Here is a 13,559-nt window from a genome sequence, read left to right as displayed (position 1 = left end):
AGGACTGGTCACTCAGCTCGGCATAGCCTGTGGATCGACCGGCCAGGGATGGGCCTTTGCGGGCTTCGAAACATCCGGCGATGCCGAAGCATTGGCTTGCGTCTTGTCGGACGACAGCGATTTGCCGATCCCCTGCCGGGCCGTATCCGTCTCGGACGTCTGGCGATGTTCCGCCAGCTTGTCCTTGAGCTCCTGAGCGCGCTTGCGGGCGCGATCCTTATACGGCTCGAGGCGTCCCTCATCGTTCATCTTCTTGAGCTTCGAGCCGATGAAGGCGGCGACCGCTCCATAGAAAAATGTTTTCAGCATGATGCTCTCCTGATTTGCGAAATTTTGCGAAGCACGTTTGCGTTGGCCGGCGAGGCCTTAGCGGCAGCGCACCTCGCCGCGTTCGATCGCTCGGCCCGCCACGGCGCCACCCGCAGCGCCGATGATCGTGCCGATCGTCTTGCTGCCACCGGGCGCGATGATGTTCCCGAGAACGCCACCGGCAAGGCCGCCAATGATCGCGCCGCGCGTACCGTCCGGCTTGCGGCAATAGTAGCCGCCGCGGTCGTCGCGATAGATCGGGTCATTGGCGCCCAGCACATAGCCATCATTGTTGGAGGCATAGCCGGGGCCGCCGCCAAGGCCCATGTCGCTGCACCCTGCGAGGGTCATGGTCGCGGCCGCGAGTGCGATGGCCGGTGTGCGAAATCCTGCGAAAGTCATGTCCTTGCCTTTCTGATCGTCCTGCCCTTGTTGGCAGAGATAACGGCTGGAAGGCGAGGTCGTTCCGAGGGCTCGCAGAACCTGCTCTGCTGCGCGCTCGCGTGCCGGATCAACTCAGGCGATGTTCCAGCGTCACCTCGGCATTGAGCAGCTTCGAGACCGGGCAGGTCTTCTTCGCCTCTTCCGCGATCCGCGCAAACTCATCGGGGTCGATGCCGGGCACGGTGGCTTCCAGCACCAAGTCGGAGCGGGTAATCGTAAATCCGCCGTCGCCCTGTTCGAGTTTGACCGAAGCCTTGGTGTCGAGCGACCCGTCGGCATAGCCGGCGCGCTCCAGCGCGAAGGAGAGCGCCATGGTGAAGCAACCGGCATGGGCCGCCGCGATCAGCTCCTCGGGATTGGTGCCGGGCTCATCGCCGAACCGCGTGCCAAAGCCATAGGGCTGCTCCTTGAGCACGCCGGATTGGGTGGTGAGGCGGCCTTTGCCGGCCTTGCCCATGCCTTCATATTGAGCCGATGCTGTCCGGGTGGTCATATGCTGTCTCCTTGAACGCGTTGCGCAATATCGTTGAACGAACGCCCCCCGCGCTCGGTTGCCTGAAGGGCGGCGTGCCAGATCGTACCATCTTTGCTGGAGGATTTGGCGACAATGCATGGGGGAGGCGTCGCCCGCCAAAGATATGGGCCGGAGACGCCATGCGCTCCGGCCCATATGGGATCGATTGAGTGGACGATGCCCGCTCCTTACTGGCAGGCGAGAGTGCCGAGCCGGAACGTGCCGATGATCCGGGGATCATTGGCAGGCGAGGCACTCGTCATAATCGGTGGACTCGCCCAGCTCGATCTTCTTGAGCTCGGCTGTGTTGTCCGCCTCCACGCCGCCCGCGAAGCCGGCGCGCTGGATGGACTTGGAGCGCAGATAATAGAGCGACTTCACGCCCAGCTCCCAGGCGCGGAAGTGGAGCATCAGCAGGTCCCACTTCTCCACGTCGGCCGGGATGAACAGATTCAAGGACTGCGCCTGATCGATGAACGGCGCGCGGTCGGCGGCCAGCTCGAGCAGCCAGCGCTGGTCGATCTCGAAGCTGGTCTTGAACGTGTCCTTCTCTTCCTGGGTCAGGAAGTCGAGATGCTGCACGCTGCCGCCCTTCTCGAGGATCGAGTTCCAGACATTGGTCGAATCCTTGGACTTCGCCGCGAGGATCTTCTCGAGATAGGGGTTCTTGACGATGAAGCTGCCCGAGAGCGTCTTGTGCGTGTAGATATTCGCCGGGATCGGCTCGATGCACGCCGAGGTGCCGCCGCAGATGATGCTGATCGACGCGGTGGGGGCGATCGCCATCTTGCAGGAGAAGCGCTCCATCACGCCCTGATCGGCCGCGTCGGGGCAGGGGCCGCGCTCTTGCGCCAGCACCATCGAGGCCTCGTTTGCCTTGGCGTTGATATGCTTGAAGATGCGCAGGTTCCAGCTCTTGGCCATGGCGCCTTCGAACGAGATGCCGCGCGCCTGCAGGAAGCTGTGGAAGCCCATGACGCCGAGGCCAACGGACCGCTCGCGGCCGGCGGAATATTTGGCGCGGGCCATCTCGTCGGGGGCGCGGTCGATATAATCCTGCAGCACATTGTCGAGGAAGCGCATGACGTCCTCGATGAACATCTTGTCGCCGTTCCACTCGTCCCAGGTTTCGAGGTTGAGCGAGGAGAGGCAGCACACGGCGGTGCGATCCTCGCCGAACTGGTCCTTGCCGGTCGGCAGGGTGATTTCCGAGCAGAGGTTGGAGGTGGAGACCTTCAGGCCCACGTCGCGATGATGCTTGGGCATCATCCGGTTCACCGTGTCCGAGAAGACGATGTAGGGCTCGCCGGTCGCCAGCCGCGTCTCGACCAGTTTCTGGAAAAGCGAGCGCGCATCGACGGTGGCGCGCACGCTGCCGTCCTTGGGACTCCGTAGCTGGAACTCGGCGCCCTTGCGCACCGCTTCCATGAACTCATCGGTGATGAGCACGCCATGATGCAGGTTGAGCGCCTTGCGGTTGAAGTCGCCCGATGGCTTGCGGATTTCGAGGAACTCCTCGATCTCCGGGTGCGAGACGTCCAGATAGCAGGCCGCCGAGCCGCGCCGCAGCGAGCCCTGGCTGATCGCGAGGGTGAGCGAATCCATCACGCGGACGAAGGGAATGATGCCGCTGGTCTTGCCGTTGAGGCCGACCGGCTCGCCGATGCCGCGGACGCTGCCCCAATAGGTGCCGATGCCGCCGCCGCGCGAGGCGAGCCAGACATTCTCGTTCCAGGTGTTGACGATGCCTTCCAGGCTGTCATCCACGCTGTTGAGATAGCAGGAGATGGGCAGGCCGCGCCCGGTGCCGCCATTGGAGAGCACGGGCGTCGCGGGCATGAACCACAGCTTGGAGATATAATCGTAGATGCGCTGGGCGTGCGCCTCATCGTCGGCATAAGCCGCCGCGACGCGCGCGAACAGATCCTGATAGGATTCGCCGGGCAGCAGATAGCGATCCTTGAGCGTCTCCTTGCCGAACTCCGTCAGCAGGGCATCGCGCGTGGAATCGGTCACTACATCGAAGCGGCGGGCGTCGATGGTGTTCGATGCTGCCGCCTTCTTGGGCGCCTTTTCAGGCGCATCGCCTGTCCGCACAGTCTCCATGATGCCCTCGCTGGCCAGCGTTGCTTCTGCCAAACCTTCCGCCTGCAAATCCCGAAACTCCATGATTCAACCCCCAATGTTCTTGCTTCGTTCGGTTTCGTCAAGCCTTGGCCGGAGAGACCTCAAATTCGGATGTCGGCGGGAACTTCCGCCGGGTTACGCGCCTTGGCGCGCTATCCAGAACATCACGAAGCACAATCTATAGCGTAGCCCCCGGACCCCTAACACTATTGATAGTGCCACAGATGATTGCGGATGCAAGGTATAATGGCGATCGCGGGGCCGCATTTCATCGACGAAATGACTCGGTTGGGCGATGTCTGCTTATGCTGCAGTGCAGCGACGCGCGGTCCTGCGCGGGCTTGCCGGAAAGCAAGCGCAGAAAGCGGGCCGGAAAAATAAAGATGTGGAAAAGGCCGGCCATCGGGACGGGCTTGGCGACGTGCACCGAATGCGCGCCCTCGTGATGCTGGCAAATCCGCCGAGGCCGCCTTATGGATCGGGCGAAGAGTCAGGCACAGAGGATTGTCGGCATGTCCCAAGGCATCATCATGATCATCGGCGCAATCGCGCTCATCATTCTGCTGGTGTGGGTTTTCCGGTCACGATTCGGAGCGGCGGACCATATCGATACCTCGGCCACCGCCGTGGGCGCGGTGACGGAAGCGGCACGCAACATCGCCGAAGAGGTCGCGCATAAGTTCGAGGGCAAGTCTGAGCCGCAGACGGCCGCAGCCGAGACGACACCGATCCCGGATGACTCCCTCGCAGCCCCGGCCCCGGCGGCGACAACGCCCAACGCCATCGGCATTCCTGCCGCCGTGGGCGCGCCGGACAATCTGCGCCTGCTCAAGGGCGTCGGGCCGAAGCTGGCTGCGCTGCTGACGGAACTCGGGATTACCCGCTTCGACCAGATCGCCGGCTGGAACGCGGCGGACATCGCGACGGTCGATGCCAATCTGGGCACGTTCAAAGGCCGCATCGTGCGCGACAATTGGGTGGAGCAAGCCGGCTTCCTTGCGCGCGGTGACACTGCCGGCTTCGAGGCGCGGTTCGGCAAGCTGAACGGCCCCGGCAACAGTTGAACGGACCCCCATTCTGACCGATCATCCTTCCAAGGCGGCGCCCGGCGCGCCCGCACCGTCGCATCTCCCGCTCGGCCATGTCCTGCTGCTGGCCGCGCTGACGGCGACCTTGCCGGCCGCCATCGAAGGCGTGTCGCCCGCCTTGCCGGCTATTGCGAGCGGCCTTGGGGCAGACCCCACTCATATGCCGACGGCGATGAGCGCGTTCGTGATCAGCTTCGCTATCGCGCAGCTGCTGGGCGGCATGTGCGCGGATGCGCTGGGCCGCCGGCCGGTTGTTATCGGCGGGTTGCTGCTATTTACGCTGGCGGGCCTGTTGGGTGCATTTGCGGAGAGCTTCCCGATGCTGCTCGCGGCTCGTGCGCTGCAGGGCGTCGGCGCAGCCGCAGCGGTGCTGCTGGCCCGCACGATGGTCCGCGATCAGCTTGGCCGGGAGGACGCCGCGCGCGCTCTGGCGCTGATCGGCATCATCATGGGGTTCACCCCGGCGCTGGCGCCACTCATCAGCGGCGTTCTGGTGGCGACAGGCGGCTGGCGTGCGCCCCTGGTGGCACTGGCCGTGATGGGCGGCGTGCTAGTCATCGTGACGACCCTGCGCTTGCCGGAAACGCTGGCGCGCGAAGAGCGGCTCCCCTTTGATCTGCGCGCCTTGTTCCGCACCCTCTCAGGCCTTGCCCGGTCGCGCGCGTTGATGGCCTACATCATCGCGAACGCCTTTGCTTACAGCGGCATCCTGCTGTTTTCTTCCGCCGCGCCGCAAGTCATCATCGACTATCTCGGCGTCTCGGCCGCCGGCTATGCGGCAATGCTCTCGCTGGCGACGGCCGGGTTCATCGCCGGCAATTTCCTATCCTATCGTCTCGTCCGTCGCCTGGGCGTGGATGGCACCTTGCGGGTCGGCGTGCTGTTTCAGGCGGCCGGGCCGCTGCTCATGCTGCTCGCCGTCTCTGCCTGGCCGCACATATGGGTCGCGCTGGTGATCCCGCAGATGCTCTACACCATGGGTTGGGGCATCGTGCAGCCGCAGACGCAGGCGGGCGCCTTGTCCACCCATCCGCACAGCATCGGTCAGGCCTCGGCCTTGCTGGGCTTCGTCCAACTGGCGCTGGCGGGCCTGATCGTGGCGATTTTCTCGCGCGTGACGGCGGGAGAGCCGGCTTCGCTCGCTCTGGCCCTGATGGTTTGCGGCGGCATGGCGACGGTGTGCGCCTGGCATCTGGTGCCGCGCCAACGCGCCTGAGCCCTCAGGCTGCGATGGTGAGCGGCGCAGCCAGCGGCGGCTGATAGATCAGTTCGATGACGCCCCAATGCTGGCCCGCAATGGGGAGCGGCGCCACCACCTGCTTGAACAGCCCGCTTCTGCCCTGCGCCAGCGGGCGCCGGCTTGTCCGCACGGTGAACGGCCGGGTCGTCCGCGCCAGCGCGCGCATGTGGGGCGCATTGAGCATCTGCCCCTGCTGGCCCTGATCGCTCGCCTGCTCCAGGGCCGCTGACGGTTGCTTCATCCCCTGCACGGGGAGAGCGAGCGCGCAAAAGGCATTGCGGTCGAGGCAGTTGAAGCCAACCAGCCCCGGCAGCTGCCGCGCACCCTCCCGCCAGCCTGCCGCAATCCGCTCGATCAGAGGCTGGGCAGGATGGCTGAACAACGGCGGGTTGCTGCCCGCCAGCGGCTCATAATCGTCGGTGAAGATCAGATCGGCCGTGATCTCGCCGGCTGCGATGGCCTCCTCGACGGCAGAGGCCATGGCCGCCGCCGCTTCGGACGCAAAGCGGATATAAGGCGAATCCGGGATGTCGACACCGCTTTCGGCGAGATACTGGAGCAGCTGGTTGGTGTCCTCGCTCACGTCGATGACGCGCGTGGATAGCCGCTGGAGGCCGATGGCGTTGTCGATGGAAGCATCGGCGAGGTCAGAGAGGCCGGTGCGGATTTCGCCGACCGAGCCGAGGATCGCGTGAATGTTGGCCGACACCGCTTCGCTATTGCCGGAGAGGCCGAGGATGAGATCCCGCAACCGCGCGACCAGCGCGGCGATCTCGCCCGAGGCGGCATGGGCACCATTGGCCTTTTCCGCGCCCTGAGCGATTCGATCGAGCATGGTCTGCGCTTCGCTGCGCAATTCGCGGATCGATCCTTCGATCTGCTGCGTGGCGAGGGCCGTCTCCTGTGCCAGCTTCTTCACTTCCGCCGCCACCACCGCGAAACCCCGTCCGGCGTCGCCGGCGCGGGCGGCTTCGATGGCCGCGTTGAGCGCCAGCAAATTGGTCTGGCCGGCAATGCCGCTGATCACCTTGCTGGTGTCGCTCACGCTGGCAAGGGCGAGATTGAACCCGTCCAGCCGCTCGTGAATACGGGAGACCTGATCGATCAGATCCAGCACATTCTGCGAGGCGGAGGCGAGCTGCGTGCTCGAATCATCGACCACCTTGCGCGCGGTGCTGGCCTGCGCGCGGGCCTGATCGGCATTGTCGCCCACGTCATCGCCCATCTGGCCGAGCGCGATCGCGGCATCCTCGAGCGTTTCGAGCATGGACGCCTGATCGGTCACGCGGTCGGCCAGCTCGGCAATGTCCACCTGCAGGTCGAGCGTGCGCAGGCCGAGCGCGCCGGTATGCTCGGCGACATGCAAGATCGTCGTTTCCAGCCGGTTCGTCATGTTCACGCGCTTTTGTCTCCCGCTCAAAGGGCGGTTTAGGAACAAGCGGTTAAAATGACGTTGTGCAGTGCGGTATTAATGGCGCGCCGCCCTAACCTCGGGCGCCGAGCAGCGCCAGCACCACCGCGCTTACGACCAGCAGCAGGCCGATCACTTCGCTCCGGCGCAGGCGCTCGCGCAGATAGAAATGCGCAAAGCTGAGCGTGAAGACGACCTCGCTCTGGCCGACGATCCGCACCAGCGCCACCGGCGCGGTCGCAAAGCCGGTGAACCAGCAGGCCGAGCCAAGCGCGGACAGAAAGCCGACCTGCCCCGAGACGCGCCATGTCTCGAACACCCTCCGCACCTGTTCTGGTTCTCGCCACAGCAGGTAGCCGCCCTGCATCACCGTCTGCAGCGCAACGGTGATGACCAGCACCGTCAGTGCGGCCGAAATGGGGTCGGGCGTGGTTACGTCCATCGTCGCGCGCCGAATGGCAATCGCCGTGAGCGCGAAGAAGAAGCCGGACGCGATGCCGTAGCGCGCGGCGGGCTGGCCGAGCGCCCGCAGAAAATCGCCCGCGCTCATTCGCTTGCCCCCGGTAGAGAGCAGCATGACGCCCACCACGCCAATGGCGATGCCGATCCAGGCCAGCAGGCTCAGTGTCTCGCCCAGCAGCAGAATGGAGAGCAGCGCGCCCTGTGCAGCTTCCGTCTTGGAGTAGGCGGTGCCGACGACGAAATTGCGATGATGGAAGGCCATCAGCAGCAGATTCGTCGCCAGTATCTGCGCCAGTCCACCCAATGCGCTGTAGATGACGGTGGCGCTGGAGAAGGCTGGGAACAGCCCGTCCCTCAGCAGGGCGTGATATCCCAGCATCAGCGCTGCTGCGAAGGGCAGGCCGTAGAGATAGCGCACCAGCCCGGCGGCATTGACGGACATCATCTGCCCGACGCGCCGCTGCACGGCCGTCCGCCACGCCTGCAGCAGGCCCGCCAGCAGCGTCGCCGGCAGCCAGATGGGCGAAGAAATCAACGCTGCGCTCTATGCCGGGTCAGGTTCATGCCTTCTCCAGCAGGCCTTCCCGCGCGATCTTCTCCTGCCAGACGAGCGGCGCGAGCTGGTGGACGTTGTTGCCTTCGCTGTCCACCGCGACGGTGACCGGGAAGTCCTGCACCTCGAACTCGTAGATCGCTTCCATGCCCAGATCCTCGAAGCCGACCACCTTGCTGCCCTTGATCGCCCGCGCGACAAGATAGGCCGCGCCGCCGACCGCCATCAGATAAGCGCTCTTGGCGTCCTTGATCGCCTCGGTCGCCGCAGGGCCGCGCTCGGCCTTGCCGACGCAGGCGAGCAGGCCCTGATCGAGCATCATGCGCATGAACTTGTCCATGCGGGTCGCGGTCGTGGGGCCAGCCGGGCCGACCACTTCCTCGCCGACCGGATCGACAGGGCCGACATAATAGATGACGCGACCCTTGAACTCGACCGGCAGTTGCTCGCCCTTGGCTAGCATGTCCTGAATGCGCTTGTGAGCGGCATCCCTGCCGGTGAGCATCTTGCCATTGAGCAGCAGGCGGTCGCCCTGCTTCCAGCTCTGCACCATCTCGGGCGTGAGCGCATCGAGATCGACGCGGATCGCTTCGGCGCTCGGCTTCCAGTCCACCTTGGGCCATTCATCGAGCTTGGGCGCTTCCAGATAGGCCGGGCCGGAGCCATCGAGCGAGAAATGCGCGTGGCGCGTGGCGGCGCAATTGGGGATCATCGCCACCGGCTTGCCCGCCGCATGGCAGGGGGCGTCGAGGATCTTCACGTCGAGGATCGTGGCAAGCCCGCCCAGACCCTGGGCGCCGATGCCGAGCGCGTTCACCTTGTCGAAAATCTCGATGCGCAGCGCCTCGATGTCCGTCTGCGGCCCGCGCGCCTTGAGGCTGGCCATGTCGATCTGCTCCATCAGCGCCTTCTTGGCGAGGTGGACGCAATGCTCGGCGGTGCCGCCGATGCCGATGCCGAGCATCCCCGGCGGGCACCAGCCGGCGCCCATTTGCGGCAGCATTTCAAGCACCCAGTCGACGATATTGTCAGCCGGGTTCATCATCTTGAACTTGGACTTGTTCTCGCTGCCGCCGCCCTTGGCCGCGACATCGACATGGACATGATGGCCGGGCACCATTTCGACATGCAGCACGCAGGGCGTGTTGTCCTTGGTATTCCGCCGCGTGAAGGCGGGGTCGGCCAGCACGGATGCGCGCAGCTTGTTCTCGGGGTTGAGATAAGCGCGACGCACGCCCTCGTCGACGACCTCCTGCAGCGACTTGCTGGTGTCGTCGAGGCGGCAATCCATGCCCCATTTCACGAACACGTTGACGATGCCGGTATCCTGGCAGATCGGGCGATGGCCCTCGGCGCACAGGCGGCTGTTGGTGAGGATCTGCGCGATGGCGTCCTTGGCCGCCGGCCCTTGCTCCGCTTCATAGGCCGTGCCCAGCGCGCGGATATAATCCATCGGGTGATAGTAGCTGATGAACTGAAGCGCATCGGCGACGCTTTCGATCAGGTCGGCGGTCTTGATGGTCACGGTCATGGCGCGCGTGAGACTCCCGGCAAATGGCAAGGAAAGGCGGTTTGGATGCCGGGCGCTATACGCCTTTGGCCTGCGCAGGCAAGCGCTCGACGCCGTTGCGGTGCGGGCCGATCCGCGCAATAACCGCTCAGCGGCGCGCGCTCATGACGCCGCAGGCAGGAAGGATGCATCTATGTTCCGGATCATCGGCTATATCGTCGTCGGCCTCATCGTTGGCGTCTTCGCGCGCTTCTTCTATCCCGGCGCCGTGGACCTCGGCTGGATCGCCACGATCCTGCTCGGCATTGGCGGTGGCATCGTCGGCGGCTTCGTCGCGGGGCTGATGGATGGCAAGAGCGGCAACTTCCGTCCGGTCGGCTTCATCGGCTCGGTGCTCGGCGGCATGCTGCTGATCTTCATCGTGCGGTCGCTGAGCTAGGCGCGGTCAAGCCTAGGGTCTGCCTTGTGTTCCTGTGAAAACAGGAACCCAGGGCACAACCGCTGTGCCCCGAGGCCCTGGGCTCCTGCTTCCGCAGGAGCACCGCGTCATCGGTAAGGGGTAACGCCGATTATTCGGCCGCGCTCGAACTGTTAAGTGGCGCAAACAGGGGCAGCGCGGCCACGTCATCCGGCGCAAGGGTGAGCCCGAAGACATCCGCCAGGGCCACGCGATACTCTTCCGGCGTGGTTATTGCGCGCACCTCGCGAATAGGCCCACGCGCCATAGACAGATCACGTTCGGTCAACGCCGCAAAGCCGTCGGGCAGAACGATGCTGACAATGTGCAGGGTCGTAAAGCGCGAGGCCGCCCGCGTGGAGGTCCAGTGGTTGCACTGTTCCAGATCGACCGGTGCCACGGGATCGAGGTGGAACGCATATTGTGGTTGCCAGTCGTCGGTCTCAGCGCTGCGCCCGTCGGTGGAGGCCGTCGGGCCGGCGCGCTCCAGCAGCCAGTCGCCGAGGACGTCGCCGGGCTGGTCGGTCCGGCGCAAGCGATGGCTGGCCCCGTCCGGCGTCGTGGCCTCGGCGCCGTCCTGCAAGGGCAGGGGCGGCACGAAACTGCCGCCAAATCCGGCATCGGCCACCCAAGGCTGGCCTTCGATCTCAAGCAGCAACAGCGTATGCGTGCGCGGCGGGATGTCGCCGGGCGCCGCGCCGAGCAACACCCGCGCGAGCAGCGGTCTGGCCGGCAGGCCAAGCGTGCCCAGCATGTCGGCAAACAGCCGGTTCTGCTCGAAGCAATAGCCGCCGCGCCGCCGGGTGACGAGCTTGTCGAACACGCTGTCCCCATCGATCAGGATCGGCCGGCCCAGGCGGACATCCAGATTCTCGAACGCGATGCGCCGGCGCTGCGCCGCCTGAAGAATGGCGAGGCCGTCGGCATCGGGAGCCGGCGCGGACTCAAGGCCGAGGCGGGCCAGATAGGCGTCGAGGCGGTCGGCGGTGGTCATGGCAGGCTCGCCCCCGTCAGGCCGCGTCGAGGCTGTCGAGCGCTTCGCTGGCTTCCATCCAGCTCTGTTCGGCCTGTTCGATGGCGCCGTCGAGCTTGGCGCGCCGCTGCATCAGTTCGCTCATCGTCCGGTCCTTTTCCTGCGGTCCAGCCTTTGCCGGATCGAACAGGGCGAGATCGATCCGCGAGCGCTCGGCGGTGAGATCGGCCAGCGCTTTCTCTGTCTTCTTCACAGCCGCCTGCAGCGCCTTGTAGCGCTCCCGTGCCTGGGCGTTCGCGCGGCGATCGGCCTTGCGGTCGTTCTTGGACCCGCTCTCCTTCGCCGGGGCACTGGCACCGCGCCCGAGCACGAAGTCGGTATAATCCTCAAGGCTGCCGTCAAAAGGCTGCGCCAGTCCGCTATCGACCAGCACCAGCCGGTCGGCGACCAGCTCGATCATGTGCCGGTCGTGGCTGACGATCACCACCGCGCCGGAATAGCTGTTGAGCGCCTGGACCAGTGCCTCGCGGCTATCGACGTCGAGGTGGTTGGTCGGCTCGTCGAGGATCAGCAGATGCGGCGCGTGGCGAGTGATCAGCGCCAGCGCCAGCCGCGCACGTTCGCCGCCGGAGAGCGACCCGACCTTCTGGGTCGCCCTTATGCCTGAAAAGCCGAACCGCCCAAGTTGCGCCCGCACCGCGCCGGGCGTGGCGCCCTTCATCTGCCGGGTCATGTGCTCCAGCGGCGTGTCTTCCGTATCCAGCTCTTCCACCTGATATTGGGTGAAATAGCCGACGTTCATCTTGCCCGAGGCGTTCATCTCGCCTTCCATGGCCGGCAACTGCGCGGCCAGTAGCCGGGCCAGCGTCGTCTTGCCGTTGCCGTTCTTGCCGAGCAGCGCGATGCGGTCATCGGGGTCGATGCGCAGATTGAGGCGCTGGAGGATCGGGGTCTCATTGTAGCCGACTGCCGCCATGTCGAGCGTGATGAGCGGCGGGCGTAGCGCTTCGGGATCGGGAAAGTCGAAGGAGAGGCTGGGGTCTTCCAGCGCAGCGGCGATTGGCTGCATCTTGGCCAGGGCCTTGGCCCGTGATTGCGCCTGCTTGGCCGTGCTGGCGCGCGCGCTGTTGCGCGCGACATAATCCTGCAGCTTGGCACGCTCTGCCGCCTGCTTCTCGCGGGCCGATTCGAGCTGGGCGAGCCGCTCGGCGCGCTGCCGCTCGAACGCGTCATAGCCGCCTGGATAGAGGGTGATCTTGCCGCCCTCCAGATGCAGGATGTGGTCCACCACATTATTGAGCAGGTCGCGCTCGTGGCTGATCACCAGCACCGTGCCGCGATATTCTTTGAGAAAGCTTTCCAGCCACAGGGTCGCTTCGAGGTCGAGGTGGTTGGATGGCTCGTCGAGCAGGAGCAGGTCCGGCTCGGAGAAGAGCAGGGCGCCCAGCGCGACACGCATCTTCCACCCGCCCGAGAAGCTGTCGAGCGGCCGGTTCTGCATCTCTTCATCGAAACCGAGGCCCGTGAGGATGCGACCCGCGCGCGCGGGCGCGGCGTAGGCATCGATGGCGATCAGGCGATCGTGCAGGTCGCCCAGCCGGTCCGGGTCTTCGCACGTCTCGCTCTCCACCAGCAGCGCAGCGCGCTCGGTATCGGCAGCGAGCACGGTGTCGAACGGCGTGGCGCTGCCGCTCGGCGCTTCCTGCGCGATATAGCCCAGCCGCGTGTCACGGGGCATGTCGACCGATCCACCATCGGGGTCGAGGTCGCCGATGATCGTCTTCATCAGGGTGGACTTGCCGGCGCCATTGCGGCCGATCAGGCCGACCCGCGACCGGGGCGGCAATGCCGCGCTCGCGGCATCGAGAATGACACGGCCCCCCAGCCGCACGGTGATATCATTGATGGTCAGCATGGCGCGCCGTTAGCACAAGCGCAGCGCAGGTCGCCCGGAAAATTCTGTCCGCCCGCGTGTGTTTGCGGATCTAGCCGGCCAGCGCAGCCGTCTCCGCATCGCCGTCGCCGGGACCGACGCAGTAGAAACAGAGCTTGTTCCCATCGAGATCACGCACATAGGCGGCGTAGAAGGCCTGACTCCCATCGGCACTACGCAGACCAGGCGGGCCTTCATCCACCCCGCCCATTTCGATGGCCTTGCCATGTAGGCGCCGCACCTTCTCCCGCGTGCGCTGGCCCATGGCGACCATCGCCCCATTGCCGGGGGTCGCCGGTCCGCCATTGAAGGGCTTGGCGACGCCAAACATCGGTTTGCTCCAGCTGGCGCCCCAGGCCGCGATATGCGGCAGCTCCAGCAACCTTCGGATGCCGACACTGCCGAACAGCGCATCATAGAAGGCCATGGCGCGCTGCAGGTCATTGGTGCCCACCGTCGTGTAGCCGATCATGGGTGCCTCTCCACCGGGATGGACCGCTTGCCCGACTCAACGCCGCGCGAACCAGCGGCTCCATAC

13 protein-coding genes are annotated in these 13,559 nt (G+C 65.5%); 3 read left to right on the top strand and 10 right to left on the bottom strand.

Going from position 1 to position 13,559, the window contains the following annotated elements; translation table 11 throughout:
- Positions 1-12 precede the first annotated feature (12 nt).
- The 4 genes from M2336_RS16850 to M2336_RS16835 form a co-directional block, all read right to left on the bottom strand.
- The gene (locus tag M2336_RS16850; protein ID WP_264573359.1) at positions 13-309 is read right to left on the bottom strand and encodes a hypothetical protein; all 297 of its coding nucleotides are present in this window, start codon (positions 307-309) and stop codon (positions 13-15) included.
- Between the two features lie 57 nt (positions 310-366).
- Positions 367-711: a glycine zipper 2TM domain-containing protein gene (locus tag M2336_RS16845; protein WP_181560327.1), complete on the bottom strand. Its 345-nt coding sequence runs from the start codon at positions 709-711 to the stop codon at positions 367-369.
- Positions 712-820: 109 nt separating this feature from the next.
- Positions 821-1,246, bottom strand: a complete 426-nt coding sequence (locus tag M2336_RS16840; RefSeq protein WP_264571026.1) for an OsmC family protein — start codon at positions 1,244-1,246, stop codon at positions 821-823.
- Between the two features lie 258 nt (positions 1,247-1,504).
- Complete coding sequence (locus M2336_RS16835; RefSeq protein ID WP_264574909.1) at positions 1,505-3,373, bottom strand: ribonucleoside-diphosphate reductase subunit alpha; 1,869 nt, start codon at positions 3,371-3,373, stop codon at positions 1,505-1,507.
- Positions 3,374-3,906: 533 nt separating this feature from the next.
- On the opposite strand from M2336_RS16835, the gene M2336_RS16830 reads away from it, so the two are divergent.
- Together M2336_RS16830 and M2336_RS16825 are read left to right on the top strand one after the other, a co-directional pair.
- Positions 3,907-4,458, top strand: a complete 552-nt coding sequence (locus M2336_RS16830) for a hypothetical protein (protein WP_264573358.1) — start codon at positions 3,907-3,909, stop codon at positions 4,456-4,458.
- Positions 4,459-4,468: 10 nt separating this feature from the next.
- Complete coding sequence (locus tag M2336_RS16825; protein ID WP_319801646.1) at positions 4,469-5,698, top strand: Bcr/CflA family efflux MFS transporter; 1,230 nt, start codon at positions 4,469-4,471, stop codon at positions 5,696-5,698.
- A 4-nt stretch (positions 5,699-5,702) separates the two neighbouring features.
- Here the strand turns inward: M2336_RS16825 and M2336_RS16820 are convergent, their stop codons facing one another.
- The 3 genes from M2336_RS16820 to M2336_RS16810 all read right to left on the bottom strand — a co-directional run bounded on the left by M2336_RS16820 (position 5,703) and on the right by M2336_RS16810 (position 9,679).
- Positions 5,703-7,115 (bottom strand): methyl-accepting chemotaxis protein, encoded by a 1,413-nt coding sequence (locus M2336_RS16820; protein ID WP_264593268.1) that lies wholly within the window; start codon positions 7,113-7,115, stop codon positions 5,703-5,705.
- Positions 7,116-7,206: 91 nt separating this feature from the next.
- Positions 7,207-8,130: an EamA family transporter gene (locus M2336_RS16815; protein ID WP_264587640.1), complete on the bottom strand. Its 924-nt coding sequence runs from the start codon at positions 8,128-8,130 to the stop codon at positions 7,207-7,209.
- Positions 8,131-8,155: 25 nt separating this feature from the next.
- Complete coding sequence (locus M2336_RS16810) at positions 8,156-9,679, bottom strand: fumarate hydratase (RefSeq protein ID WP_264593221.1); 1,524 nt, start codon at positions 9,677-9,679, stop codon at positions 8,156-8,158.
- A gap of 172 nt (positions 9,680-9,851) precedes the next feature.
- Between M2336_RS16810 and M2336_RS16805 the strand changes: the two genes are divergently transcribed.
- The gene (locus M2336_RS16805) at positions 9,852-10,097 is read left to right on the top strand and encodes a GlsB/YeaQ/YmgE family stress response membrane protein (RefSeq protein ID WP_264575280.1); all 246 of its coding nucleotides are present in this window, start codon (positions 9,852-9,854) and stop codon (positions 10,095-10,097) included.
- A 130-nt stretch (positions 10,098-10,227) separates the two neighbouring features.
- Here M2336_RS16805 and M2336_RS16800 read toward each other — a convergent pair whose 3' ends face one another.
- The 3 genes from M2336_RS16800 to M2336_RS16790 form a co-directional block, all read right to left on the bottom strand.
- Positions 10,228-11,109, bottom strand: a complete 882-nt coding sequence (locus M2336_RS16800; protein ID WP_264593220.1) for an arylamine N-acetyltransferase family protein — start codon at positions 11,107-11,109, stop codon at positions 10,228-10,230.
- 16 nt (positions 11,110-11,125) lie between these two features.
- Positions 11,126-13,003, bottom strand: a complete 1,878-nt coding sequence (locus M2336_RS16795; protein WP_264593219.1) for an ABC-F family ATP-binding cassette domain-containing protein — start codon at positions 13,001-13,003, stop codon at positions 11,126-11,128.
- A gap of 70 nt (positions 13,004-13,073) precedes the next feature.
- Positions 13,074-13,493, bottom strand: coding sequence for a VOC family protein (locus tag M2336_RS16790; protein ID WP_264573351.1), 420 nt, complete (start codon positions 13,491-13,493; stop codon positions 13,074-13,076).
- Between the last annotated feature and the right edge of the window lie 66 nt (positions 13,494-13,559).

The sequence above is a fragment of the Sphingobium sp. B1D7B genome (assembly GCF_025961965.1).
In the GTDB taxonomy this organism is placed as follows: Bacteria; Pseudomonadota; Alphaproteobacteria; order Sphingomonadales; family Sphingomonadaceae; genus Sphingobium.
The sequence above is the reverse complement of the archived record's forward strand: the minus strand, read 5'-3'. Positions and strand labels throughout refer to the sequence as shown.